General features: G+C 62.9%; 21 protein-coding genes. 11 read left to right on the forward strand and 10 right to left on the reverse strand.

Annotated features, from left to right (window positions below):
- A complete protein-coding gene (locus tag AD664_RS21735; protein ID WP_047737767.1) occupies positions 1 to 708 on the forward strand; it encodes a TetR/AcrR family transcriptional regulator in 708 nt (235 codons plus the stop codon).
- Positions 709 to 879: 171 nt separating this feature from the next.
- Positions 880 to 1,878, forward strand: a complete 999-nt coding sequence (nagZ, locus tag AD664_RS21740) for a beta-N-acetylhexosaminidase (protein WP_172679759.1) — start codon at positions 880 to 882, stop codon at positions 1,876 to 1,878.
- A 115-nt stretch (positions 1,879 to 1,993) separates the two neighbouring features.
- On the opposite strand, the gene AD664_RS21745 is transcribed toward nagZ, so the two are convergent.
- Genes AD664_RS21745 through mfd form a run of 3 tightly spaced genes read right to left on the reverse strand, consistent with a single transcriptional unit; the run spans position 1,994 to position 8,725 of the window.
- Positions 1,994 to 4,687 carry a DEAD/DEAH box helicase gene (locus AD664_RS21745; protein ID WP_053149592.1) on the reverse strand — a complete coding sequence of 898 codons (2,694 nt, stop codon included), beginning with the start codon at positions 4,685 to 4,687 and terminating at the stop codon, positions 1,994 to 1,996.
- An 11-nt stretch (positions 4,688 to 4,698) separates the two neighbouring features.
- Positions 4,699 to 5,265 carry a CsiV family protein gene (locus AD664_RS21750; protein WP_053149594.1) on the reverse strand — a complete coding sequence of 189 codons (567 nt, stop codon included), beginning with the start codon at positions 5,263 to 5,265 and terminating at the stop codon, positions 4,699 to 4,701.
- Between the two features lie 10 nt (positions 5,266 to 5,275).
- On the reverse strand, positions 5,276 to 8,725 hold the full coding sequence (gene mfd / locus AD664_RS21755; protein WP_053149597.1) for a transcription-repair coupling factor: 3,450 nt from the start codon (positions 8,723 to 8,725) through the stop codon (positions 5,276 to 5,278).
- A 168-nt stretch (positions 8,726 to 8,893) separates the two neighbouring features.
- Here mfd and AD664_RS21760 point away from each other — a divergent pair, with 168 nt between their 5' ends.
- Positions 8,894 to 10,357 (forward strand): glyceraldehyde-3-phosphate dehydrogenase, encoded by a 1,464-nt coding sequence (locus AD664_RS21760; RefSeq protein ID WP_042732681.1) that lies wholly within the window; start codon positions 8,894 to 8,896, stop codon positions 10,355 to 10,357.
- Positions 10,358 to 10,512: 155 nt separating this feature from the next.
- On the opposite strand, the gene AD664_RS21765 is transcribed toward AD664_RS21760, so the two are convergent.
- Positions 10,513 to 11,811, reverse strand: a complete 1,299-nt coding sequence (locus AD664_RS21765; RefSeq protein ID WP_053149600.1) for an MFS transporter — start codon at positions 11,809 to 11,811, stop codon at positions 10,513 to 10,515.
- 301 nt (positions 11,812 to 12,112) lie between these two features.
- On the opposite strand from AD664_RS21765, the gene AD664_RS21770 reads away from it, so the two are divergent.
- Positions 12,113 to 13,036 (forward strand): FAD:protein FMN transferase, encoded by a 924-nt coding sequence (locus AD664_RS21770; RefSeq protein ID WP_371260982.1) that lies wholly within the window; start codon positions 12,113 to 12,115, stop codon positions 13,034 to 13,036.
- 636 nt (positions 13,037 to 13,672) lie between these two features.
- Complete coding sequence (gene sthA, locus AD664_RS21775; RefSeq protein WP_003183399.1) at positions 13,673 to 15,067, forward strand: Si-specific NAD(P)(+) transhydrogenase; 1,395 nt, start codon at positions 13,673 to 13,675, stop codon at positions 15,065 to 15,067.
- Between the two features lie 42 nt (positions 15,068 to 15,109).
- Here sthA and AD664_RS21780 read toward each other — a convergent pair whose 3' ends face one another.
- Both AD664_RS21780 and AD664_RS21785 read right to left on the reverse strand, forming a co-directional pair.
- Positions 15,110 to 15,832, reverse strand: a complete 723-nt coding sequence (locus AD664_RS21780; RefSeq protein ID WP_053149603.1) for a glycerophosphodiester phosphodiesterase family protein — start codon at positions 15,830 to 15,832, stop codon at positions 15,110 to 15,112.
- Positions 15,829 to 16,425, reverse strand: a complete 597-nt coding sequence (locus tag AD664_RS21785) for a PilZ domain-containing protein (protein ID WP_047737755.1) — start codon at positions 16,423 to 16,425, stop codon at positions 15,829 to 15,831. Before AD664_RS21785 ends, AD664_RS21780 begins: the two co-directional genes overlap by 4 nt.
- A 94-nt stretch (positions 16,426 to 16,519) precedes the next feature.
- Here AD664_RS21785 and AD664_RS21790 point away from each other — a divergent pair, with 94 nt between their 5' ends.
- From AD664_RS21790 to AD664_RS21800, 3 genes are all read left to right on the forward strand, one after another.
- Positions 16,520 to 17,770, forward strand: a complete 1,251-nt coding sequence (locus AD664_RS21790) for a lipoprotein-releasing ABC transporter permease subunit (protein WP_053149605.1) — start codon at positions 16,520 to 16,522, stop codon at positions 17,768 to 17,770.
- A 7-nt stretch (positions 17,771 to 17,777) separates the two neighbouring features.
- Positions 17,778 to 18,461 (forward strand): lipoprotein-releasing ABC transporter ATP-binding protein LolD, encoded by a 684-nt coding sequence (lolD, locus tag AD664_RS21795; RefSeq protein WP_172679754.1) that lies wholly within the window; start codon positions 17,778 to 17,780, stop codon positions 18,459 to 18,461.
- A 63-nt stretch (positions 18,462 to 18,524) separates the two neighbouring features.
- Positions 18,525 to 19,769, forward strand: coding sequence for a lipoprotein-releasing ABC transporter permease subunit (locus AD664_RS21800; RefSeq protein ID WP_053149608.1), 1,245 nt, complete (start codon positions 18,525 to 18,527; stop codon positions 19,767 to 19,769).
- 137 nt (positions 19,770 to 19,906) lie between these two features.
- On the opposite strand, the gene AD664_RS21805 is transcribed toward AD664_RS21800, so the two are convergent.
- The gene (locus tag AD664_RS21805) at positions 19,907 to 21,265 is read right to left on the reverse strand and encodes a heavy metal sensor histidine kinase (RefSeq protein ID WP_053149610.1); all 1,359 of its coding nucleotides are present in this window, start codon (positions 21,263 to 21,265) and stop codon (positions 19,907 to 19,909) included.
- A complete protein-coding gene (locus tag AD664_RS21810) occupies positions 21,262 to 21,942 on the reverse strand; it encodes a heavy metal response regulator transcription factor (RefSeq protein ID WP_053149613.1) in 681 nt (226 codons plus the stop codon). The genes AD664_RS21805 and AD664_RS21810 overlap by 4 nt, the downstream gene beginning before the upstream one ends.
- Positions 21,943 to 22,094: 152 nt before the next feature.
- Here AD664_RS21810 and AD664_RS21815 point away from each other — a divergent pair, with 152 nt between their 5' ends.
- Both AD664_RS21815 and queF read left to right on the forward strand, forming a co-directional pair.
- Entirely contained in the window at positions 22,095 to 22,616 is a 522-nt protein-coding gene (locus AD664_RS21815) for a plastocyanin/azurin family copper-binding protein (RefSeq protein WP_053149615.1), read from the forward strand.
- Between the two features lie 61 nt (positions 22,617 to 22,677).
- Positions 22,678 to 23,508, forward strand: coding sequence for an NADPH-dependent 7-cyano-7-deazaguanine reductase QueF (gene queF / locus AD664_RS21820; protein ID WP_053149618.1), 831 nt, complete (start codon positions 22,678 to 22,680; stop codon positions 23,506 to 23,508).
- A 263-nt stretch (positions 23,509 to 23,771) separates the two neighbouring features.
- Here queF and AD664_RS21825 read toward each other — a convergent pair whose 3' ends face one another.
- Both AD664_RS21825 and AD664_RS21830 read right to left on the reverse strand, forming a co-directional pair.
- Positions 23,772 to 24,038 (reverse strand): DUF4404 family protein, encoded by a 267-nt coding sequence (locus AD664_RS21825; protein WP_053149621.1) that lies wholly within the window; start codon positions 24,036 to 24,038, stop codon positions 23,772 to 23,774.
- A 109-nt stretch (positions 24,039 to 24,147) separates the two neighbouring features.
- Positions 24,148 to 24,768 carry a phosphatase gene (locus AD664_RS21830; RefSeq protein WP_053149624.1) on the reverse strand — a complete coding sequence of 207 codons (621 nt, stop codon included), beginning with the start codon at positions 24,766 to 24,768 and terminating at the stop codon, positions 24,148 to 24,150.
- A gap of 202 nt (positions 24,769 to 24,970) precedes the next feature.
- On the opposite strand from AD664_RS21830, the gene AD664_RS21835 reads away from it, so the two are divergent.
- Positions 24,971 to 25,660 carry a VacJ family lipoprotein gene (locus tag AD664_RS21835; RefSeq protein WP_042727868.1) on the forward strand — a complete coding sequence of 230 codons (690 nt, stop codon included), beginning with the start codon at positions 24,971 to 24,973 and terminating at the stop codon, positions 25,658 to 25,660.
- Positions 25,661 to 26,018 lie beyond the last annotated feature (358 nt).

Consider the following 26,018-nt stretch of genomic DNA (forward strand, 5'->3'; position numbering starts at 1 on the left):
ATGGCCCAGTCGGAAACCGTTGAACGCATCCTCGATGCTGCCGAGCAGTTGTTCGCGGAAAAAGGTTTCGCCGAAACCTCGTTGCGCCTGATCACCAGCAAGGCCGGGGTCAACCTGGCGGCGGTGAACTATCACTTCGGTTCGAAAAAGGCCTTGATCCAGGCCGTGTTCTCGCGCTTCCTCGGGCCGTTCTGCCTGAGCCTCGACCGCGAGCTGGAGCGTCGCCAGGCCAAGCCCGAGGTCAAGCCGACCCTGGAAGAGCTGTTGGAAATCCTGGTCGAGCAAGCCCTTGTCGTGCAACCTCGCAGCGGCAACGACCTGTCCATCTTCATGCGCCTGTTGGGCCTGGCGTTCAGCCAGAGCCAGGGGCACTTGCGGCGTTACCTGGAAGACATGTACGGCAAGGTGTTCCGCCGCTACATGTTGCTGGTCAATGAGGCGGCGCCGCGTATCCCGCCGATCGAGTTGTTCTGGCGCGTGCACTTCATGCTCGGTGCCGCCGCGTTCAGCATGTCCGGTATCAAGGCGCTGCGAGCCATCGCGGAAACCGATTTCGGCGTGAACACCTCCATCGAGCAGGTGATGCGGTTGATGGTGCCGTTCCTGGCTGCCGGCATGCGCGCCGAAACCGGCGTGACCGATGAAGCCATGGCGGCCGCGCAATTGCGCCCGCGCAGCAAATCCGCCCCGGCGCTCGCCAAGGCCTAAGGGCATGGGTGGGCGCAGCGGCCTACATCCGCTAAGCTAGCTGCCCATGCCGACTCTCGTTTCGAATCCGTCCTATCTTCCATTGCGTCACCGCGACCTGCCGGGCCTGTTTCCTGGCAGTGTTGTTGCGCGCGGGTTCATCTTTATCAAGGAAATCCCATGACTGCTGGCCTGCAAGGCTCGTTGATGGTGGACGTCGCCGGTACCTGGCTGACGGCCGAAGATCGCCACCTGTTGCGTCAGCCCGAAGTGGGCGGTCTGATCATTTTTGCCCGTAACATCGAGCACCCGCGTCAGGTGCGGGAGTTGAGCGCGTCGATCCGTGCCATTCGCCCCGACCTCCTGTTGGCGGTGGATCAGGAAGGCGGCCGCGTCCAGCGCCTGCGCCAGGGGTTCGTGCGCTTGCCGGCGATGCGGGCCATCGCCGATAACCCGAATGCCGAATACCTGGCCGAGCAGTGCGGCTGGATCATGGCGACCGAAGTGCTGGCGGTCGGCCTGGACTTGAGTTTCGCCCCAGTGCTGGACCTCGACTACCAGCGCAGCGCGGTCGTCGGCAGTCGCGCCTTCGAAGGTGATCCCGAGCGTGCAGCCCTATTGGCCGGGGCCTTCATCCGTGGCATGAGCGCCGCGGGGATGGCCGCCACCGGCAAGCATTTCCCCGGGCACGGCTGGGCCGAGGCGGACTCCCATGTGGCGATCCCCAACGACGAGCGGAGCCTGGAACAGATCCGCGCCAACGACCTGGTACCCTTTGCCAGGCTCAGCCAGCAACTGGCGGCAGTCATGCCGGCCCATGTGATCTATCCTCAGGTCGATCCCAACCCGGCCGGATTTTCCCGGCGCTGGCTGCAGGATATCCTGCGCGGCGAGCTGGGTTTTGACGGGGTGATTTTCAGCGATGACCTGTCGATGGCCGGCGCCCATGTGGTGGGCGATGCCGCCAGTCGTATCGAAGCCGCCTTGACGGCCGGTTGCGACATGGGCCTGGTGTGCAACGATCGCGCGGCCGCCGAGCTGGCCTTGAGTGCCGCCCAGCGCTTGAAGGTCACGCCCTCGGCGCGGATCGCCCGGATGCGCGGCCGCGCCTTTGCCTCCACCGAGTACCGCCAGGACCCACGCTGGCTGACCGCGGTCGGCGCGTTGAAAGCGGCGCAATTGATCGATTGACTGGCGTTGGTTGGGGCAGGTTGCCCGCAAGGATTGAGGTCAGTCAGTACCGAGGCGACTGACCTCCCGTATTCGCGAGCAGGTGTCATCAAGGCCAACGCAACACTGCGCCGCCTCAGCGCTTTTCCAGCTTATCCGGCAACGGCGCAAACAGCGCTTCGATATCGTCGCTCTGCAACTTCCAGTCGCCGGCCACGCGGCCATCCAGGACGCCGGCGGCGAGGTCGGATTTTTCCTTTTGCAGTAGCTGAATCTTTTCCTCTACCGTGCCCCGGGCAATCAATTTGTAGACGAACACCGGTTTTTCCTGGCCGATACGGTAAGCGCGGTCGGTCGCCTGGTTTTCGGTGGCCGGGTTCCACCATGGGTCGTAGTGAATCACCGTGTCGGCTTCGGTCAGGTTCAGGCCTACGCCGCCGGCCTTCAGGCTGATCAGGAAAATCTGACGCTTGCCGCTCTGGAATTCCTTGACGGGGGTGCGTCGGTCGCGGGTCTGTCCGGTCAGGATGGCGTAGTCGACGCCGCGTTTCTTCAGCTCATCTTCGATCAGCGCCAGCATCGAGGTGAACTGGGAAAACAGCAGCACCCGCCGGCCTTCTTCGAACAGTTCCTCCAGCATGCCCATCAGGCTGTCGAGCTTGCCCGAAGTGCTGCCTCGGGTAGGGAGGGCGGCATCGTTGATCAGGCGCAGATCGCAGCACACCTGGCGGAGCTTGAGCAACGCTTCGAGGATAATGATCTGACTGCGGGCGACGCCTTTGCGGGTGATTTCGTCGCGCACTTTCTTGTCCATGGCCAGGCGCATGGTTTCGTAGACGTCCCGCTGGGCGTCGCTGAGTTCCACCCAATGAATGATCTCGGTCTTGGGTGGCAACTCGGTCGCCACTTGCTCCTTGGTCCGGCGCAGCAGGAAAGGTTTTATCCGACCGTTGAGGTGCTGCAATCTGACGTCGCTGCCGCGCTTTTCAATGGGGGTACGGTAATCGCGGTTGAAGCTCTTGACGTCCCCGAGCCAGCCCGGCAACAGGAAGTGGAACAGCGACCAGAGTTCGCCCAGGTGGTTTTCCAGCGGTGTGCCGGACAGGCACAGCCGTTGCCGGGCATTGAGCTCACGGGCGGCCTGGGCGGCCTTGCTGGTGGGGTTCTTGATGTATTGGGCCTCATCGAGGATCAGCACATGCAGCGGCTGTGCAGCCAGGCGCTCGACGTCCTTGGGCAGCAGCGCATAGGTGGTGAGGACCAGGTCGTAGTCGGCCAGTCGCTCGAAGTGTTTCTTGCGCCCGGCGCCATACAGCGCCAGCACCTTGAGCTGCGGCGTGAAATGGGCCGCTTCGTCGAGCCAGTTGGGAATCAGGCTGGTGGGCATCACCACCATGCATGGCCGGTCGAGGCGCCCGGCATTTTTTTCGCTGAGAATGTGCGCCAGGGTCTGTAGGGTTTTGCCCAGGCCCATGTCATCCGCCAGGATGCCGCCGACCTCCAGCTGGCGCAGCGACTGCATCCAGCTCAGGCCTTCGAGCTGGTAGGGCCGCAGCGTCGCGTTCAGGCCTTCGGGCGCGGCGGCGGAGTAGTCCTTGATGTCGCGTAGGCGTTGGGCGAGGCCACGAATGTATTCGCCGCCTTCCCAACTCAGCGGCATGTCTTGCAGCGGGTTCAGGCGCAAGGCGTCCGCGCTGTTCAAGCGCAGCTTGGTGGTGCCGGGCTCTTGCAGGTAGAACTCGCCCAGGGTCGCCAGCACCGGTTTCAGCCGACCGTAGGGCAGGGCCACTTGTTGTGGGCCGAACTCGGCGTTCGGGCGAGTGGGCAGGTTGACCAGGATAAGCTCGTCGTCGCGGCGCCTGGCCAGGCGTTCCGGGTTGAACAGCTCGATGTGCGAGCGCATCAGGTTCAACAGGATTGGCAGCAGGCTCAGGCGCTCGCCATTGACGATGATCCCCAGCTCGAGGTCGAACCAGTCCCGCTCCGGCGTTTCCTCTACCGTGGCATACCAGTCATCCACGGCGGTCAGGTCGAAGCCGAATTCCTCGTCGATCTGCAACTCCCAACCTTGCTCACGAAGCTTGGGCAGGTCATTGAGGGTGAAGGTCAACCAGGCGCTGTCGTTGACCATTTCGTACAGCTCGCCGGCGCTTTCCGGCAACGCCTTGCTCTGTCGGGTCGCGACCTTGAATCCGAGGATTCGCAGTTGTTCGCGGTAGGACTGTTCCACATCTGTATGGCGCTTTATCCGCAGCGTCTGGGTTTCCTGGCGCAGCAGCACGTCGCTGTTGCGTTGGCCGCTGACGTATTCACCCAAATAGCTGAAGGACAGCGCCGCACGGTGCTGGATGTAGCGTTGCATCTTGCCGTTGCGCGGCTCGAAGGCGCTGAACTCGATGCTTGCCAGCCACAGGCGGGGCAGTGGTTGCACATTGTCCACCAGCACCTGGGGCGGTGCCTTGGGGCTGCGGTTGTCCAGCACCGACTGGAGTTTCTCCAGCAATTGCGCGTCTTTTTCGGCTGCCGGGTAGGCCAGGGTTTCCTGCACTTGCAGAAGAACCGCCGCGCAATGTTTGCAATTGATGCGCACCGGGCAGGAGCACGCGGCGTCAAGCAGGATCAGCGTGCCTTTGGCCGACTCCTTGAGGCGAATGGTCTGACGGTAGACGCTACTGCCAGAGCCTTCGCAACTGGCGGTGATGGTGCTGTCGCCGGCCTCGACGATCCTGACCCGGTTTTCCAGCGCGTAGCGGCGCCCACGCTCCAGGCTCTGTTCCTTGAATCGATTGACCCAGGAAGGGGCCAGGGGTTTGCTCAGGGGCGAGGGCATAGGTGCGCCACTCAGTCCGGAATGACGTCAGGGGACTGGCGGGGTGCAGGCGCGGTCAGCGAGGTGAGCTTGATCAGCAGGCCAAGGTGGCCATTGTCGAGGAAGTTCAGCTGGCCATTCTTGGTGTGGCTCTGCTGTTTCAGGCGTTCGCTGGCGGTGACCAGCCCATTGGCGTCGATCTGGTTGATCCAGAAGTCGGCATCGACGTCGGTGAAACGGCCCAGTTTCAGTTCCAAGGTGCCCTCGATGGGGAATTGCCCGAACTGTTCGGTGCCGTCGCTGATGGCAATCTTGCTGCCCTGCTCGCCGATGTTCTGCTGCCAGGCCTTGTGCATCAGTACCGTGTATTGGCCGCTGGCGTTGAGTTTTTCCACGATGGCGCCCAGTGCCGGCGTGCGTTGGGCATCGGCGTCCAGGCGTCGCGCGCCGGCGTCCCAGTCTTCCGGCGCGGCGCGGCTGATGATTGCCGGCTCCGCGTTCTGCCGCACCAGGATCATTTCAACCTGATACAGGTCGTCGGCAAACGCCAGGGGAGCGACCAGGGTCATCAACAAGGTCAGTGAGCGAAACAGGCGCATGTGGCGTCCTTCAAGCAGTGGTCGGGGTTAGGCGCTCGAACAGCGCTTCTACGGTATTGAAACGCTCTTCCGGGCGTTCCATGGGCACCATGAACTTGAACATCGTGGCGCCTTCGAACTTGTAGCGTTTGGGCTGGCCCTGGATCAGCTTGATCAGCACCAGCGGATCGACCGGTGTCTGGGCCTCGAACTCGATGCGTCCGCCATTGGGGCCGCCGTCGACTTTCTTGATGCCCAGTTGCTCGGCCTTGAGCTTGAGCAGCGTGGTGCGGACCAGGTGCTTGGTCGGTTCCGGCAGCAGGCCGAAGCGGTCGATCATCTCCACTTGCAGGTCCTTGAGGCCTTCCTCGTCGCTGGCCGAGGCGATGCGTTTGTAGAGGATCAGCCGCGCGTGGACGTCCGGCAGGTAATCTTCGGGGATCAGCGCCGGCACCCGCAGGTTGATTTCCGGACCGCCGCCCAGCGGTTGGTCGAGGTTCGGCTGTTCGCCCTTGCGGATCGACTTGACCGCCCGTTCGAGCATTTCCATGTACAGGGTGAAGCCGACGGCCTGGATCTGGCCGCTCTGGCCGTCGCCCAGCAATTCGCCGGCGCCGCGGATTTCCAGGTCGTTGGTGGCCAGCACGAAGCCGGCGCCCAGGTCCTGGGTGTTGGCGATGGCCTCCAGGCGTTTTTCCGCGTCCGGGGTGATCTGCTGGCGCGGCGGTGTCAACAGGTAGGCATAGGCCTGGTGGTGACTGCGTCCGACCCGGCCGCGCAGTTGGTGCAACTGGGCCAGGCCGAATTTGTCGGCCCGTTCGATGATGATGGTGTTGGCGCTCGGCACGTCGATGCCGGTCTCGATGATGGTCGAGGCGATCAGCACGTTGAAGCGCTTGTGGTAGAAGTCGCTCATCACCTGTTCGAGTTCGCGTTCGCGCATCTGCCCGTGGCCGATGCCGATGCGGGCTTCCGGCACCAGTTCGGCCAGGTCAGCGGCGCATTTCTCGATGGTCTTCACGTCGTTGTGCAGGTAATAGACCTGGCCGCCACGCAGCAACTCGCGCAGCAGGGCTTCCTTGACCGTGCTCTTGTTCTGCTCCATGACGAACGTACGCACCGACAGGCGCCGGGCCGGTGGCGTGGCGATGATCGACAGGTCGCGCATGCCCGACACCGCCATGTTCAGCGTGCGCGGGATCGGCGTGGCGGTCAGGGTGAGGATGTCGACTTCGCTGCGCAGGGCCTTGAGCTGTTCTTTCTGGCGCACGCCGAAGCGGTGTTCTTCGTCGATGATCACCAGCCCGAGGTTCTTGATCTTCACATCGTCCTGCAGCAGCTTGTGCGTGCCGATGACGATGTCGATCTTGCCCTCGGCCAGGTCGGCGACGGCGGCGTTCACTTCCTTGGCGGACTTGAAGCGGCTCATCACTTCCACGGTCACCGGCCAGTCGGCGAAGCGGTCGCGGAAACTGTTGTAGTGCTGTTGGGCGAGCAGGGTGGTGGGCACCAGGATCGCCACCTGCTTGCCGGCGTGCACGGCGATGAACGCGGCGCGCATGGCCACTTCGGTCTTGCCGAAGCCCACGTCGCCACACACCAGGCGGTCCATCGGCTTGGGTGCGAGCATGTCGGCGCGCACGGCTTCGATGGTGGTCTGCTGGTCGACGGTTTCCTCGAACGGGAACCCGGCGCTGAAGGTTTCGTAGTCGGCCTTCGGGTCGGCGAACGCATACCCTTCGCGGGCGGCGCGGCGGGCGTAGATGTCGAGCAATTCGGCGGCCACGTCGCGCACCTGTTCGGCGGCTTTGCGCTTGGCTTTCTGCCAGGTTTCCGAGCCCAGGCGATGCAGGGGGGCGAGGGCATCGTCGCTGCCGGTGTAGCGCGCGATCAGGTGCAGGTTCGCCACGGGAACGTAGAGCTTGGCGCCTTCGGCGTATTCGAGGGTCAGGAATTCGGCGGCCTGGCCGTCGATTTCCAGCGTCGCCAGGCCCAGGTAGCGGCCCACGCCGTGGTCGATGTGCACCACCGGGGCGCCTTCGCGCAACTCGGTGAGGTTCTTGATGACGGCGTCGTTGGCGGCGTCGGCGCGTTTCTCGCGGCGCCGACGCTGCATGACGCGTTGGCCGAACAGCGGGCTTTCGGCCACCAGGGCCAACGCCGGGTCGTCGAGTACCAGGCCTTCATCCAGCGGTGCGATGGTGATCGCCAGGCGATCCTTGCTGGTGACGAAGTCCGGCCAGCTTTCGACCGTCTTGGGTCGCAGCTTCAGGCGTTCCAGCAGTTCCAGCAGCACTTCGCGGCGCCCTGCGGTTTCGGCGGTGAACAGCACACGACCAGGAAAACCGTCGAGAAAACCCGCCAGCGCCGCCAACGGTTGCGAGGCCTTGGCTTCGATCGCCAGGTCGGGCAACGGCCTGGCCGGAAAGCGCTCACGGCCAACGCCGGTTTCCACGTCCTGCTGGCTCGCCACCACGCGTGGCCAGTGCTTGAGGCGGGCGAAACAGTCTTCGACCGGCAGGAACAGCTCGGCCGGCGGCAATAGAGGCCGGGAAGGGTCGACGCGGCGCTCTTCGTAGCGGTTGCGCACGTCGTTCCAGAAGTTCTCCGCCGCCTGTTCGATACCGGGCAAGGAGAACACCTGAGTGTCCTGGGGCAGGTAGTCGAACAGGGTCGAGGTTTCTTCGAAGAACAGCGGCAGGTAGTACTCGATGCCGGCGGGAGTGATCCCACTGCTCAGGTCCTGGAAGATCGGGCAACGCCGGAAGTCCACGTCGAAGCGTTCGCGAAAGCGCGCCTTGAAGCGCGTCACTGCCTCTTTCTGCAGCGGGAATTCCTTGGCCGGCAACAGGCGGATCGACTGGACCTTGTCGATGGAACGCTGGTTTTCCGGGTCGAAGGTGCGCAGGGTCTCGATTTCGTCATCGAACAGGTCGATGCGATACGGCAGCTTGCTGCCCATCGGGAACAGGTCGATCAGTGCGCCACGTACCGCGAACTCGCCGTGCTCGTACACCGTGTCGACGCAGCGATAGCCGCTGGCCTCCAGGCGGGTGCGCATTTGCTCGACGTCGAGCTTCTGGCCGATGTCCAGCACCAGGCTGCTGCCCAGCAGGAATTGGGTCGGTGCCAGGCGATGTAGGGCCGTGGTGATCGGCACTACCAAAACGCCATGACTGAGCTCCGGCAGCCGGTAGAGGCTGGCGATTCGCTGGGAAATGATGTCCTGGTGAGGCGAAAAAAGATCGTAGGGCAGGGTTTCCCAGTCCGGGAAATGCAGCACGGGCAAGTCCGGCGCGAAGAACCCCAGCGCCTGTTCCAGCCGTTCGGCACTTTGGCTGTCGGCGGTCAGCAGCAGGGTAAAGCGCTTGGCAGCGCTTGCAGCCTCGGCTATGGCCAGGCTCAGGGCGGCACCGGGCAGGTTGCCCCAGTGCTGTTTACCTGCCGCGGCAGGGAGATGCGGAAGACGCAGAACGGGCACGGAAGATTGAGCTCCAGCGTTGCGACAAAGTCGACAAGTGTAGCGGGGGAAGGGGGCTGCTGTCAGTCGCAGACTACCCAGGCAGACAGGAAAACCACGGTGCGACAGGCGCGCATTGCTCCGCCGAGGACTCGGCGGCATAATGTAGCCCCTTTTTTCAGCCCCTACATGTGGAAGGTTCCCGTGACTCAGAAGCCCGACCAGTGTCTTGGTGAATGGATCGATCGTGAAGCGCTCGCCGAAGCGATGATCCCTCTCATCGGTCAGCTCTACCGCAATAACAACGTGGTGAGCTCGATCTATGGCCGCAGCCTGATCAACCAGTCTGTCATCGCGATTCTCAAAGCCCACCGCTTTGCTCGCCACCGTCAGTCCGACGACAGCGAATTGTCCGTCCACGAAACTTTCCCCCTGCTCAAGGCGATGAGCGAGCTCAAGCTCGGCGCCGCCTCGGTGGACCTGGGCAAGCTGGCCGTCAAGTTCAAGACCCAGGCCAACGGCCGTACTGCCGAGCAGTTCGTGCGCGAGGAAATGGCCGACGTGGTTGGCCAGCAGAACGCTTCGGCGCGTAAAGGCACTGACGTGGTCCTGTACGGCTTCGGCCGCATCGGCCGCCTGCTGGCGCGCATCCTGATCGAGAAGACCGGTGGTGGCGACGGCCTGCGCCTGCGGGCCATCGTGGTGCGCAAGGGCGCCGAGAACGACCTGACCAAGCGTGCCAGCCTGCTGCGCCGCGATTCGGTCCATGGTTCGTTCAATGGCACCATTACCATCGACGAAGAAAACAACACCATCTGCGCCAACGGCAACCTGATCCAGGTGATCTACGCGAAGAACCCGACCGAGGTGGACTACACCCAGTACGGCATCAAGGACGCACTGCTGGTGGACAACACCGGCGTATGGCGTGACGCCGACGGCCTGGGCCAGCACCTGGCCTGCCCGGGTATCGACCGCGTGGTCCTGACCGCGCCTGGCAAAGGCAAGCTGAAGAACATCGTCCACGGTATCAACCACGGCGATATCACCGCTGACGACAAGATCGTTTCCGCCGCCTCCTGCACCACCAACGCCATCGTGCCGGTGCTCAAGGCCGTGAACGACAAGTTCGGTATCGTCAACGGTCACGTTGAGACGGTTCACTCGTACACCAACGACCAGAACCTGATCGACAACTTCCACAAGGGCGATCGTCGTGGCCGCAGTGCCGCGCTGAACATGGTCATCACCGAGACCGGTGCGGCCACCGCCGCTGCCAAGGCCCTGCCTGAACTGGCCGGCAAGCTGACCGGCAACGCGATCCGCGTTCCGACGCCAAACGTATCGATGGCCATTCTCAACCTGAACCTTGAGAAAGCCACCAGCCGCGAAGAGATGAACGAGTACCTGCGCTACATGGCGCTGCACTCCGACCTGCACAAGCAGATCGACTTCGTCAATTCGCAGGAAGTGGTGTCCACCGACTTCGTGGGCTCGCGCCACGCCGGTGTGGTCGATGCCGAAGCCACCATCTGCAACGACAACCGCGTTGTGTTGTACGTCTGGTACGACAACGAGTTCGGTTACAGCTGCCAGGTGGTTCGCGTGATGGAAGACATGGCCGGTGTGAACCCGCCAGCGTTCCCGCGCTAAGCTCTCGCCGCACATGAAAACGCCCCGACTTGTCGGGGCGTTTTTTTGTCTGGATTTTTTGCCGTGACGGGTAGGCCGTCTTCGCGGGCAAGCCCGCTCCCACAATTTGTCCACTGACGTTCTGTGGGAGCGGGCTTGCCCGCGAAGGCGATCGATCAGGCGCCTCCGACTACCGAAGCCTGCGCAGTGCGCAACGCATGCCGATTGCCCTTGAACAGCACCAGGGTTGCAATCAGCCCCAGCACCGCCGCACCACTGAGCCATATCCCCGGCGCAGCCTTGTTATCGAGCACATGGATCAGATAAGTACAGGCCGCCGGCGTAAACCCGCCGAACGTTGCGGTCGCCAGGCTGTAGGCCAGGGAGAAACCGGTGGTGCGCACTTCGACCGGCATGATTTCCGTCAAGGCCACCACCATGGCGCCGTTGTACGATCCGTACAGGAACGACAGCCACAATTCGACGATCAGCAAATGGCTGAAACTGGGGTTCGCCACCAGCCAGGACAGCGCCGGGTAGGCGGTCAGGATGGCCAGGGTCGTCGCGGCGAGCAGTAAGGGCTTGCGTCCGATCTTGTCCGAAAGTGCCCCCATCACCGGCAGCCAGAAGAAGTTCGACAAGCCGATGCACACGGTGACCAGCAATGCATCCAGGTCCGACAGGTTCAACTCGGCTTTGCCGAAGGTCGGCGTGTAGGCGGTGATCAGGTAGAACGACACCGTGGTCATCACCACCAGCGCCATGCCGGCCAGGACGATACCGAAGTTCTGACCGATGGAGCGGATGATTTCCGACAGGGTAGGGCGATGTTTTCTCGCCTGGAACTCAGGTGTTTCTTCCAGGGAGCGACGGATCACGAAAATCGCCGGGACGATCATGCAACCCACCAGGAACGGCACGCGCCAACCCCATTCACCCATCTCCTGTGGGCTGAGCCAGTGATTGAGGCCCACTCCCAGCAGGCCGGCGAAGACCACGGCCGCTTGTTGGCTGGCCGATTGCCAACTGACGAAGAAGCCCTTGCGCCCCGGCGTGGAGATTTCCGCCAGGTACACCGATACGCCACCCAGTTCGACCCCGGCGGAAAAGCCTTGCAACAGGCGGCCCAGCAGCACCAGCAAGGGAGCCGCCACGCCCAGGGTGGCGTAGCCGGGCACGCAGGCGATCAGAATCGTGCCGGCGGCCATCATTGCCAGGGTGATGATCAGGCCTTTGCGCCGGCCGTGGCGGTCAATGTACGCACCGAGGAAAATCGCCCCCAGGGGGCGCATCAGGAACCCGGCACCGAACGTGGCCAGGGACAGCATCAGCGAGGCGAACGCGCTGTCGGTCGGGAAGAACGTCTTGGCGATGGCCGTGGCGTAGAAGCCATAGACCATGAAGTCGAACATCTCCAGGAAGTTGCCGCTGACAACGCGGAAAATCGCCTTGCCGTTGCTTGTATTGGAAGACATGAAGGGGTACTCACTCTGGCAAATCTTGTAGGGATTGTATCTCTCTGTGGGAGCGGGCTTGCTCGCGAAGAGGACGGCACATCCAAGAGAGATGCCGCCCGCGCAATCGCGTTCGCGCGCAAGTCCGCTGCCACAGGTTTTGCGTCTGGACTGACTGGCGCTCAAGCCCATAATGGCGGGCGTGGTTTTGAGGGGAGATGAAGATTTGTTAACTGGACGCTGGCGCAAGCTTGTGTTTTTCGTGGGCATCCTGTCCGGCTGTGGCAACGGCGACACCCTGGAGCGTTTCGACGGTCCGACCATGGGCAGTCGCTATTCCATTCAATACGTCAGCCATCGGGCCACGCCTCGTCCGAACGCGGTGCAAGCCGAGGTGGAAAGTATCCTCGCCGATGTGGATCGGCAGTTTTCGACCTACCGCAGCGACTCGGACATCGAGCGCTTCAACGCGCTGCCGGCCAACAGTTGCCAGGTGATGCCGGCTGCGGTGCTGGAGTTGGTGCGGGTGGGCGAGCAGTTGTCCGTCCAGAGCGACGGCGCCTTTGACCTGACGGTGGAACCGTTGCTGAACCTGTGGGGGTTCGGCCCGCAGTCCCGGGGCGAGCAAGTGCCCAGCGCCGAGGCTTTGGCCCGGGCCCGCCAGCGCGTCGGTCATGGTCATTTGCGCATCGAGGGCGACCGGTTGTGCAAGGACGCCGCGGTGGAAGTCGACTTCAACAGTATCGCCGCCGGCTACGCGGTCGACCGGATCGCTGCCCGGCTCCAGACCCTGGGCATCGACAGTTACCTGGCCGAAGCCACCGGCGAACTCAAGGCGGTTGGGCGCAAGCCCGATGGCTCGCCCTGGCGCGTCGCCCTGGAAGAGCCCCGGGATGACCGGCAGGTGGCTGAACGCGTTATCGAAGTCGATGGCTACGGGGTTTCAACATCTGGCGATTACCGCCGATATTTCGAACAGGACGGCGCGCGCTATTCCCACACCTTCGATGCGCACACCGGTGCACCGGTCCTGCACAACCTGGCGTCGGTCACGGTGATTCATCCTTCGGCGCTGATGGCCGATGGACTGTCGACGCTGTTGCTGATTCTCGGCCCTGAACGGGGGTGGGACTATGCCGAGAAACACGGCATCGGGGTATTTTTCGTGATGCGCGATGGCGATCGTTTTGTTACCCGGACCAACGATGCGTTTGAACGGATCAGTGGCGCTAAAAACCAACGTTGACAGCCTTCAGGATGCACGGCGACCTGTGGTGAGGGAGCTTGCTCCCGCTGGGCTGCGCAGCAGACCCTTGTTGTGAGCGCTTCGCACTGGAGCGCCAGCCCGGTCAAGCGGGAGCAAGCTCCCTCGCCACATAAAGTGAAGTGAGCTTTGAAAGAACATGAATGACAGCCTGTTGAAAGCCCAGGTGTGGCGAAATAGCGTAGGCAAAGGGGGCGTTCTCAATTAGTTTTCCCACCGCGCCGGGTCTGCTGTTGTGCAGGGCAAGGCGCGAGAAGCGAGGTTTGGTTATTCCAAATAAGCTTCGAGCAACGCAGCCCTGCATAACAGCAGGCCCGGCCCTCCGGGTTGTGCCTAAAAGCGGGCCAGGCTGCGTTGCAGGCCTTGGAAAGGGAGCACCATTCCCTGCGGCCTGCGCCTTGCCTGGCCCGCTTTTAGGCACAACGCGGTGGGAAAACTAATTGAGAACGCCCCCTAGCCTCTGACGCGACCAAGGGGTAATGTGCGCGGCGTTGACGCTTCTATAGACTGTGGCCGGGCTCGTGAACCGGCCTGAAAATTGTTCCTTCATGCCGCGACCCGGCATGATTTAGCCGCAGGTACCATACCGGGTACCGCGGCCTGTTCTGAGGAGTACGCATGGCTGTCTACAACTACGACGTGGTGGTACTGGGTTCCGGCCCGGCGGGGGAAGGCGCGGCAATGAACGCCGCCAAGGCAGGGCGCAAGGTGGCGATGGTCGACAGCCGTCGGCAGGTCGGCGGCAACTGCACCCACTTGGGCACCATCCCGTCCAAGGCCTTGCGTCACTCGGTCCGGCAGATCATGCAGTTCAACACCAACCCGATGTTCCGGGCCATCGGCGAGCCGCGCTGGTTCTCCTTCCCGGACGTGCTCAAGAGCGCCGAGAAGGTCATCTCCAAGCAAGTGGCCTCGCGTACCGGCTACTACGCCCGTAACCGGGTCGACGTGTTCTTCGGCACCGGCAGCTTCGCCGACGAGCAGACGGTGGAAGTGGTCTGCGGCAATGGCGTGGTCGAAAAACTGGTGGCCAAGCACATCATCATCGCCACCGGTTCGCGCCCGTACCGTCCGGCCGACATCGATTTCAACCACGCGCGTATCTACGACAGCGACACCATCCTGAGCCTGGGCCATACCCCGCGTAAGCTGATCGTCTACGGCGCCGGCGTGATCGGTTGCGAATACGCCTCGATCTTCAGCGGCCTGGGTGTGCTGGTGGAACTGGTGGATAACCGCGGCCAGTTGCTGAGCTTCCTGGACTCGGAAATCTCCCAGGCGCTGAGCTATCACTTCAGCAACAACAACATCACGGTGCGTCATAACGAAGACTACGACCGCGTCGAAGGTGTCGACAATGGCGTGATCCTGCACCTCAAGTCAGGCAAGAAGATCAAGGCCGACGCCTTGCTCTGGTGTAACGGCCGTACCGGTAACACCGATACCTTGGGCCTGGAAAACATCGGCGTGAAGGTCAACAGCCGCGGCCAGATCGAAGTCGACGAGAACTACCGCACCTGTGTACCGAACATCTACGGCGCCGGTGACGTGATCGGCTGGCCAAGCCTGGCCAGTGCTGCCCATGACCAGGGCCGTTCGGCCGCCGGCAGCATCGTCGACAACGGCAGCTGGCGCTTCGTCAACGACGTACCGACCGGGATCTATACCATTCCGGAGATCAGCTCGATCGGCAAGAACGAGCAGGAGTTGACCCAGGCCAAGGTGCCGTATGAGGTGGGCAAGGCCTTCTTCAAGAGCATGGCGCGGGCGCAGATCGCCGGTGAGCCGCAAGGCATGCTCAAGATCCTGTTCCACCGCGAAACCCTGGAAGTGCTCGGCGTGCACTGCTTCGGCTACCAGGCCTCCGAGATCGTGCACATCGGCCAGGCAATCATGAACCAGCCGGGCGAGTTGAACACGTTGAAGTACTTCGTCAACACCACGTTCAACTACCCGACCATGGCCGAAGCCTATCGGGTAGCGGCCTACGACGGGCTCAACCGGCTTTTTTGAGCGGCTCCGGCCGGTGGCCTGAGCCGGCCGGGGAGACCGATTTCAGCCATTCCCGAGCGTGGCGGTGGCCAAACCGGGAAAGTCTGTAATCAGGCTGTCAGCGCCAAAGTCGGCGAGCCTGCGCATCAGCGCGGGCTCGTTGACGGTCCACACCGACACATGCAAACCCTGGCGCTGGGCCTTGATCAGGCGCTCGGGGGTGCACAAGGTCCAGTTCAACGCCAGAATCTCACAGCCGTAGCCCTGGGCGACCTTCAGCGGGTCGAGCCAGGCGTACTCGGCCACCAGGCCGCGGGAAATGTCCGGGGTCAGTTCGAGGGCCGCCTTGAGCACCTCCCGGGAGCTGGAGGTGATGGTGACCTTGTCCAGCAGGCCGAAGCGCTGGGCCATTTCACGGATCCCCAGGACCGTGGCGGCGGCGCGGGTGCGTGAAGCGCTTTTGACTTCCAGTTGCCAATGCTCGAAATCACACTTCTCGAACAGTTCCTCCAGACGCGGGATCGGACATGGCTGGACCCAGCCCGGGCCACCCTTGCGCGCATCGTAGGTCACCAGCTCGGCGGCGGAATGCTCCACCACCTTGCCCCGACGGTCCGTGGTGCGCTTGAGGGTCGGGTCATGGATCACCATCAGCTCGCCGTCCATGGATAAATGCAGGTCCAGTTCGCAACGGCGTACGCCGTGCTTGAGGCATTCCTGAAAACCGGTCAGGGTGTTTTCCGGTGCTTCGCCCTTGGCGCCGCGGTGGCCATAGATGAGGGTCACGGTTCTTCCTTATTGATACCTGATTCGTTCAGTTCCCGCGCCAGGCGCCGCTCTTGCGCCTGTTTCTGCAGGATGTAGCGGGCCAGCAACTGGCGCTGGGCGTCGGTCGGGCGTTCAAATTCGGTGCCGACGTCATAGCCATCGCCCTTGGGATCGCAATGGGTCACCCGGGCGCGCAGCAACAGCCCCAGGGCCTGGGGCATCAGCACCAGCTTGATCGACAGGTGGGCGCCGACGGCGACGGGCGTGGGGTATTGGAAATCGATGCCGCCTTCGGAAATGATCACCGGCTGCGGCTCGCCGATCTCGCCGAGCACGGTCAGGGCCACGACCTGGCTGAGCAGGTCGATACGCCGGTTCATGGCCTTGAGGTACGCCGCGATGCTGCGTTCGCGCTCACTGATCTGGCGCAGCAGATGCTGGGACTCGAATTCGCTCAGGTGCAGTTCGCTGAGCAAGTTGAACAATGGAGACGCATCCTGCAACACTTCCTGGCCGGCAGCTTCAGGAATGGACAGGGGCCGAATTTCCAGTGCGATCATGTCCTCGATACGGTAGTATTCGCGGCGATCTTCTTCATCTAATGTCGACATGGCGAACCCATGGTAGCGGCGGTGGTCTGAGTGTAAAGCTGGTTTGTGACCCCCGCCACAAGGACGTTCCTTTTCCCTCCGAACAAGCCCCGACATGTTCAGACCTCTCTTCGTATTTATCGGCACGCGTTATACCCGTGCAAAGCGTCGCAACCATTTCGTATCGTTCATTTCCTTGACCTCCATCATCGGCCTGGCCCTTGGCGTGGTCGTGATGATCGTCGTGTTGTCGGTGATGAACGGCTTCGATCATGAAATGCGCACCCGTGTGCTGGGCATGGTCCCGCACGCGACCCTCGAAACCGGCGAAGCCATCAGCGACTGGCCGAGCCTGGCCGCCAAGGTCAAGCAGAACCCGCAGGTGCTGGCCGTTGCGCCGTTCACCCAGATGCAGGGATTACTGACCAACAACGGCAAGGTCTCCAAGGTACTGCTCAACGGTATCGACCCCGGGCTGGAGCGACAGGTGTCGATCATCGACAACTTCATGAAGCAGGGCAAACTCGATGACCTGGCGCCCGGCAGCTTCGGCATCGTCATCGGCGACAAGGCCGCGGCCAAGCTCGGCGCCGCCATCGGCGACAAGCTGACGTTCGTCGCGCCGGAAGTCACCGTGACACCCGGGGGCATGTTCCCGCGCATGAAACGCTTTACCGTGGTCGGCATTTTCCACGTCGGCGCCGGTGAGCTGGACGGTTACCTGGGCGTGACCAACCTCCAGGACCTGGCGCGCCTGCATCGCTGGAAACCGGACCAGGTCCAGGGCCTGCGGTTGAAGTTCGACGATCTGTTCCAGGCGCCGCGTGCCGCCTGGAACATCGCCCAGCAGCTCGGCGAAGACCGCTACTACGCCCGGGACTGGACCCGCACCCACGGCAACCTGTACCAGGCGATCCGCATGGAAAAAGCCATGATCGGCCTGCTGTTGCTGCTGATCGTCGCCGTGGCGGCGTTCAACATCATTTCCACGCTGGTGATGGTGGTCAACGACAAGAAGGGCGACATCGCCATCCTGCGGACCCTCGGCGCCACGCCGGGGCAGATCATGCGGATCTTCATGGTCCAGGGCACGGTCATCGGCGTGATCGGCACGGTCGTCGGCGCCCTGGTCGGCATGTTCGCCGCGCTGAACGTCAGCGCCGCGATCGCTGCCCTCGAAGGCCTGATCGGGCACAAGTTTCTCAACGCCGACGTGTACTTCATCGACTACCTGCCGTCGCAGTTGCAAGCCGATGACGTGTTGATGGTCTGCGGCGCCGCGTTGGTCCTGAGTTTCCTCGCCACCCTGTATCCAGCCTGGCGTGCCGCACGCACCCAGCCGGCGGAGGCGTTACGTTATGAGTGAGTCGGGCATGAGTGAAAAAGCGATCTTGAGTTGCCGCAACCTGGGCAAATCCTACGAGGAAGGCCCGGAGTCGGTGGTGGTGTTGTCGGGCCTGCAGTTGGAGTTGCACCCTGGCGAGCGCGTGGCGATCGTCGGCACCTCCGGGTCTGGCAAAAGTACCTTGCTCAATCTGTTGGGCGGCCTCGATACGCCGACCTCCGGCAGTGTCTGGCTGGCGGGCGAAGAGCTCTCGGCGCTGAACGAGAAGGCCCGTGGCCTGCTGCGTAACCGCGCCCTGGGTTTCGTCTACCAATTCCACCATTTGCTGCCTGAATTCACCGCCCTGGAAAACGTCTGCATGCCGTTGCTGATCGGCCGCACCGCGATTCCTGAAGCCCGCCAACGGGCCACGGCGTTGTTGGAGCGGGTAGGGTTGGGGCATCGCCTGGAGCACAAACCGGCCGAGCTGTCCGGTGGCGAGCGCCAGCGCGTGGCGATTGCCCGGGCCCTGGTCAACAAGCCTGGGCTGGTGATGCTCGACGAGCCGACCGGCAACCTCGACTCCCACACCGCCCAAGGCATCCAGGACCTGATGCTGGAGCTGAGCACCTCGATGCGCACTGCGTTCCTGGTGGTGACCCACGACATGAACCTGGCCCGGCAGATGGACCGCGTCCTGCACTTGCAGGAAGGCTGCCTGACGCCCATCTGACCGACCGCAACCCGGCACGCGATGCACGTGCCGGGTCATTTATTTTCATACGGTGCTCCGCGAATGTTCAGACCGTTATCGATCTTTATCGGCACGCGCTATACCCGCGCCAAGCGCCGCAATCGCTTTGTCTCGTTCATTTCCATGACCTCGATGATCGGCCTCGCCCTGGGGGTGCTGGCGATGATCGTGGTGTTGTCGGTGATGAACGGCTTCCAGCGCGAAATGAGCTCGCGCATCCTCGGCATGGTGCCCCATGCCACCCTTGTCGGCGTCAATCCGATCGACGACTGGCAACCGGTCGCCGCGGCCGCGCTGAAAAATCCCGAAGTGACCGCCGCCGTGCCGTTCACTGAGCTGGAGGGCATGTTGAGCTACAAGGGCTCGATGCAGCCGATCCAGATCAGCGGTGTCGACCCGGCCCAGGAAGGCAAGGTGTCCATCGTCGCCCAGCATATCGTCCAAGGCCGCCTCGACGCCTTGAAGCCGGGCGAGTTTGGCGTGGTGATCGGTGAAATCACCGCCCGGCGTTTTCGCCTGAACGTCGGCGACAAGCTGACCCTGATCGTGCCGGAAGTCAGCACCGCGCCCGGCGGCATCACCCCGCGCATGCAGCGCTTGAACGTGGTTGGCGTGTTCAAGGTGGGCGCCGAGCTGGACGGTTCCATGGCCCTGATCCACCTGGCCGACGCCGCGCAGATGCAGCATTGGCAGCCGAACCAGGTGCAGAGCGTGCGCCTGGCGGTGAAGGATCTGTACGCGGCGCCGAAGGTTTCCGGTGACATCGCCGCGGGCCTGGGTGCCGGCTACAAGGCCGACGACTGGACCCATACCCAGGGCAGCCTGTTCAGTGCCATGAAAATGGAAAAGACCATGATTGGCCTGCTGTTGTTGATGATTGTCGCGGTGGCGGCATTCAACATCATCGCCACCCTGATTATGGTGGTGAACGACAAGGGTGCGGACATCGCGATCCTGCGTACCATCGGCGCCACGCCAGGACAGATCATGGCGATCTTCATGGTCCAGGGCACGGTGATCGGCGTCGTCGGTACGCTGATTGGCGGCGTGCTGGGGGTGATCGCGGCGTTGAATGTCAGTGCGCTGGTGGGCTGGCTGGAGCGGGTCAGCGGCCAGCATATCTTCAGTTCCGATGTGTACTTCGTCAGCAACCTGCCGTCGGAGCTTCAACGCGGCGATGTGGTATTGATCTGCTCGGCCGGGTTCATCCTGAGTTTCCTCGCCACCGTCTACCCGGCCTGGCGCGCGGCGAAGATCGAGCCGGCGCAGGCGTTGCGGTATTCCTGAGACCGGCGCAGCCCCCTGTGGCGAGGGAGCTCGCTCCCGCTGGGCTGCGTAGCGGCCCCAAAGATGGCGAGCGCTGCGCACTGGAGCGCCAGCCCGGTCAAGCGGGAGCAAGCTCCCTCGCCACAGAAGGGGAGGTGTCAGGCTTGATGGAGCTTCGGCAAGTCAATTAGAAAACGCGTCCAGCCATCGGCTGATTCACAGCGGATCTCCCCGCCGTGGGCGTGGATGATCGAGCGGGTGATGGCCAGGCCAAGGCCGGCGTGTTCGCTGCTGCCTTCCTGGCGGGCCGGGTCGGCGCGATAGAAACGGTCGAACAGGCGCGGCAGCCGATCTGCCGGGATCCCTTCGCCGCTGTTCTCCACGCTGACGCGGAGCCTCTGGACCTCATCGACAATGCGCACCCGCACGTCACCCCCTTCGGGGGTGAAGCGCAGTGCATTGTCCAGCAGGTTGGAAAGGGCCCGGCGCAACATGTTGCGGTCGCCGTCGAGGCCGCCATCGCCCTCGCGGCTCAAGCGCACGTTGGCGTCCTCGGCCAGGGGCGCGAAGAATTCCAGCAACACGTCCACTTCCTCGGCCAACGCCAGCGGCTCGCGATTCGGCGCCAGCAGCCCATGGTCGGCCTTGGCCAGGTACAACATGTCATTGACCAGTTGCGCCATCCACTGCAGTTCTTCGAGGTTGCTGTGCAATGCCTCGCGGTAATCCTCCAGAGAACGCTCGCGGGTGAGGGTGACCTGGGTATGGGTCAGCAGGTTCGACAGCGGGGTGCGTAGTTCATGGGCAATGTCGGCGGAGAACGCCGAAAGCCGTTGGAAGGCGTCATCCAGGCGTCCGAGCATGGCGTTGATGCTGTGGGCCAGTTCCGCCAGCTCGGCGGGCATTTGCGCTTCGGGTAGGCGGGCGTTGAGGGAGCGGGCCGAAACGCCGCCGGTGATCACCCCCATGCGCCGCAAGGGTCGCAGGGCGCGCCGGGCGGTCCAGGCGCCGAGCAGGGCGGTGGCCAGGGCCGAGAGGCCGACCGTCAGCCAGATCAGCCGTTGCATGCGCTGGAGAAAATGCTGGTGGTGGGTGATGTCCAGCAGCAGGGTCAGTTGCGGCGAGTCTGCGCGCTCGGGGTACAGCGGCGCGTTCAGCACGCGGTAGTCACTGTCGGCTTCGCTGACGGTCGACAGGCCGGCACGCTCCGGCAGCCGGGCCGGAATCCGGATCGAACTGTCGTACCAGCGCACACCGTCGCTGCCCTTGATGCGCAGGGCCAGGTCGGCCTGGCGGCTCAGTTCATCTTCCAGGCGGCGTTGGGCCTGCTCGGCGTTGAGGTCTTGCAAGGCGCGGCGCAGGCCGATCAGCTTGCCCTCCAGCAGTTGCTGGTCGAGTTCGATGAAGTGCGCTTCGCTGGCCCGGCTGAACAGCACCCCGGCCAACAGCGACACCACGGCGGTGCAGGCGGCGAACAGCAATGCCAGGCGACTGCTCAGCGACCATGGGCCCCTCACAGGCCACGCTCTTCAAGCACGTAGCCCATGCCGCGTACGGTGTGGATGAGTTTGCTGGGAAATTCATCGTCGATCTTGAGGCGCAGGCGCCGGATCGCCACTTCGATGACGTTGGTGTCGCTGTCGAAATTCATGTCCCAGACCTGCGAAGCGATCAGCGACTTGGGCAGCACCTCGCCCTGGCGGCGCAGGAGCATTTCCAGTAAGGCGAATTCCTTGGCGGTGAGATCGATGCGTCGGCCGGCGCGCTCGACGCGGCGGCGGATCAGGTCCAGGCGCAGGTCCGCCAGTTGCAGGCTGGTTTCCTGGGGTGTCGAGCCGCCACGGCGCAACAGGCTGCGGACCCGTGCCAGCAACTCGGAAAAGGCAAAAGGCTTGACCAGGTAATCATCGGCGCCCAGTTCCAGGCCGTGCACCCGGTCTTGTATGGCGTCCCGGGCTGTGAGGAACAGCACCGGCGTGTCCAGGCCGGCCCCGCGGACGGCTTGCAGAATCTGCCAGCCATCGCGGCCGGGCAGCATCACGTCGAGGATCAACACGGCGTATTCGCCACTCAGGGCCAACTGCTGGCCGGTGATGCCGTCGGCCACCAGGTCGGCGTTGAAGCCGGCTTCGCTCAGGCCCTGGCGCAGGTATTGGCCGGTTTTCGTTTGGTCTTCGACGATCAGCAGTTTCATGGGCAGCTCAAGACAGGTTGGGACGGGGGCGTTATACCGTGGCAGGCGGGGCGGTGGCGCAACCTGACAAAGTTGTAATCATGCCGTCAGCCGGCTGGCAGGCGCGGCGAGCTAGAGTTTCCCACAAGCTGAATCCGAATGGAGTTTGAAACATGTTGAGGGGAAGTCGCCTGGCCCTGGCCGCCTGCACGCTGATGTTCGGTGTACCGTCATGGGCGTCGCCGGGGCATCTTGATTTTGGCCAGCCTGCGCCGGCGGCCACGGCCGGGCGCAGTATCGAAGTGGTGATGGGGGACATGTCGTTCGACCCCGGCGCGCTCCAGATCAAGGCCGGTGAAACCGTGCGGTTCGTGCTCATCAATAAAGGCCGGTTGCTGCACGAGTTCAACCTCGGCGATGCCGCCATGCACGCCGAACACCAGCAGGAAATGCTCAAGATGCAGCAGAGCGGCCAGTTGACGCCGACCGCCATGACGCACGGGATGGCCCATGGCGACATGGGCCAAGGCTCGCCCGGCATGCGTCACGATGACCCGAACAGCGTCCTGGTGGAGCCGGGCAAGACCGCCGAGCTGACCTGGACGTTCAGCAAGGCCACGCGCCTTGAATTTGCCTGCAACATCCCCGGGCATTACCAGGCCGGAATGAAGGGAGACCTGACAGTCAGTCAGTAAGCACTCAAAGGCTGCGGCAAAGGCTGATAGAATCGGCTGATTCTTCAGTCAGGTTTCCGTCATGCATCCCGCAGCCGAACATTCGCCGCTGGGCAAATCCAGTGAATACATCGCCACGTACACGCCGTCATTGCTGTTCCCGATCCCGCGCACCGCGAAATGGGCGGAACTGGGCCTGACGGCCGAGACCCTTCCCTACAAGGGCGTGGATTTCTGGAACTGTTTCGAGCTGTCATGGCTGTTGCCGTCCGGCAAGCCCGTGGTGGCTATCGGGGAATTCGCGATCCCGGCGGATTCACCGAATATCATCGAGTCCAAATCCTTCAAGCTGTACCTCAATTCCTTGAACCAGACCTCGTTCGCTGACACGGCAAGCCTGGAGGCGACCCTGCGCCAAGACCTGTCGGCCGCCGCCGGCAAGCCGGTAGGCGTGCGGATCCGCAGTCTCAAGGATGTGGAGCGCGAGGGCGTCGTGGCGTTGCCGGGCGTGTGCATCGATGACCTGGACATCCGTGTCGATTCGTACGAACACCCGCGCCCGGAATTGCTGCGGTGCGATGACTCGCGCATGGTCGAGGAAAGCCTGCACAGCCACTTGCTCAAGTCCAACTGCCCGGTCACCAGTCAGCCGGACTGGGGCAGCGTGGCGGTGGAGTATCGTGGCGCGGCACTGGATCATGCGAGCCTGCTGGCCTACCTCGTCAGCTTCCGCCAGCATTCGGATTTCCACGAGCAATGCGTGGAGCGGATCTTCCTTGACCTGCAGCGACTGCTCAAGCCGCAGAAGTTGACGGTGTACGCGCGGTATGTGCGCCGTGGCGGCCTGGACATCAACCCGTATCGCAGCACTGAAGCGGTGCAACTGCCCAATCAGCGCCTGGTTCGCCAATAACCCACGGTAATAGCGAATCCTTCCACAACAAATGGCATTTCAGGTGGCGGGAAATAGAAAAGCCCCGCGATGGCGCGTAGTACCGTTCATTAAGGACGTTACCGTCGTGGCGAGGGAGCTTGCTCCCGCTGGGCTGCGTAGCGGCCCCAAAAGCGTGGGACCGCTGCGCGCACCAGCGGGAGCAAGCTCCCTCGCCACGACCAGTGATAAATCTTAAGTGAACAGCGTTACGCCAGGGCGCGGGGCTTTTTTGTCCGAGAGGTTCAGATCCCGATGTTGCCCAGGGTCTGCACAATGTTGCGCAATGTCCCGGCGATGGTCGGGTGTTCCAGTTCGAAGCGTTCCACGGCAAGGTTCACGCCGTCGACCAGGTTGCTGTCCTGAAGCTGATTTTCCAGTTGGATCTCAGCCTCGATCTGAGCCATCAGTTGATGCAGATTCTCGCGCTCTGGCTCGGACAGTGGCGGGTTCTGGTCCAATTGCTCGCGCAGGGTATCGAGTTGAGCTTGCAGTTTGCGGCGGGCAGGCATTGGCGTACTCCCTTTATTGATAGGCACAGCCATGGACCGCGACGGTGCGTCAAAAGTCCGTGGCCTGCCTTAAGAGTAATCCACCCTCACGCACCCTGCATGATCCCGGTCATGGCTTCTCGCCTTTGAGCCGGCGCAGGCTGATGTCGGCCAGGCAGGTGTCGAGTTCGCCCAGGTGATCGATCACCGAATGCACGCCCAGGCTGAACAATTGCACGGTGGCCCTGGCGCGCCTGGACTCGCGTTCCTGCTGCCCCAGCGCCTGCCACTCGCCTGGTGCCAGGCCACACAGCGAGCCACAGGACGCCAGGCCGATGGTCCACAGCCCGGCGTTGAGCCCCGATTGCAGCAACCCCGGTTCGCCACTGACCAGTACGCAACCGTCCAATTGCTGGACGTTCAGCGCCATGAGTGCCTGCCAGCAGGCGTGGGGGGCGGGCCAAGGATTATTTGTTGCAGGAAGTTGCGGAGGTTTGACCCAACTCGGCAGGGCCGCCGCCAGGCCATGGCTGGTGGCTGGCGGTAAGTCGTCGAGCCAGGCGCAGGGAATGCCCAGTTGCTGCAAGTGATGCAGGCTTTCCAGCGCCCCCGGCGTCGGTTGCGCGTGCTCGGCCGGCTTGGCGCCCGGCTGACGAACCCTGGCGCCGAAGTCCACCAGGCAACCACTCAGGCCGAACAGAACCGCGGTCAGGCCGGGAACAGGGAAGGGCAGGGCTTCGGCGCGAGGCATGGGAACGTCCTTGAAATAACCCGCAGCCTAACGGGCCTCAATGACAGTCCGGTGACAGCGTTGTGAAGGTGCTCGGCAGCAGAAACGTCCTACAGCCGCCTTCTCTTTTCCATGCTGCCTATCCTCGCTTTCCGTCTTATACTAGCGACCTTACCGCCTGGGCTCGGCGCCCTTGCCTGAATAAACCGAGGAGTTTTCCCCTATGCGCTGGAGCCATCGTCTAGCTCAGCTGAGTCTGTCCGCCAGCGTCCTGCTGGTTCCGTTTGCAGCCCAGGCCGCCACGGAAGAAGATCCTTGGGAAAGCATCAACCGTCCGATCTTTACCTTCAACGACACCCTCGACACCTATGCGCTCAAGCCGCTGGCCCAGGGGTATCAGTACGTGACGCCGCAATTCCTGGAAGACGGCATCCACAACATGTTCCGCAACATCGGTGACGTGGGCAACCTGGCCAACAACGTGCTGCAGGCCAAACCGGCCGCTGCCGGGGTCGACACCGCCCGGTTGATCTTCAATACCACCTTCGGCCTGCTGGGCTTCTTCGACGTGGGCACCCAGATGGGCCTGCAACGCAGCGACGAGGATTTCGGCCAGACCCTGGGCTATTGGGGCGTGAGCAGCGGTCCTTATGTGGTGCTTCCACTCTTGGGGCCAAGCACCCTGCGTGATGCGCCGGCCAAGTATGTCGACAGCTACGCCGCGCCTTATCGCTATATCGACAATGTCTCGGTGCGTAACTCGATCTTCGGCCTGAACATCGTCGACACGCGCGCCAGCCTGCTGTCGGCCGAGAAGCTGGTGAGCGGCGACAAATACGTCTTCATTCGCAACGCCTATCTGCAAAACCGCGAATTCAAGGTCAAGGACGGCCAGGTCGAAGACGATTTTTGATATCGGCTCCTGACTGAGCGAAAGGCGGCCCTGGCATGAATGCCCACGAGCCGCCTTTTGTGTTTTTGTGGTGCGTTCAAGGGGTGTGATCCTTCCATTGGGTTACGCTTCGCTCGGTTCTTATAACTCTCTGTACTTTGACAAATAAAGACGGCAAGCGGCGATCCGCCTGAGCTTGAAACGCCCCGCGGATGGGAGTACCGTCTGCGCCTTAGAAGGGCACCTCTGATGAATCCGCGTGCAGGGCAGCGACCTGAAACCGGTACGACAGAGAGGCTAGAAAGCGAATCCAGTAGTGCGTGCAAAGGCCTGACGGTCCAGCCCGCTACGCCAACCTAATTCTGGCGCCGTTTGCCCA

This window comes from Pseudomonas sp. P97.38 (genome assembly GCF_001269745.1).
In the GTDB taxonomy this organism is placed as follows: domain Bacteria; phylum Pseudomonadota; class Gammaproteobacteria; order Pseudomonadales; family Pseudomonadaceae; genus Aquipseudomonas; species Aquipseudomonas chlororaphis_E.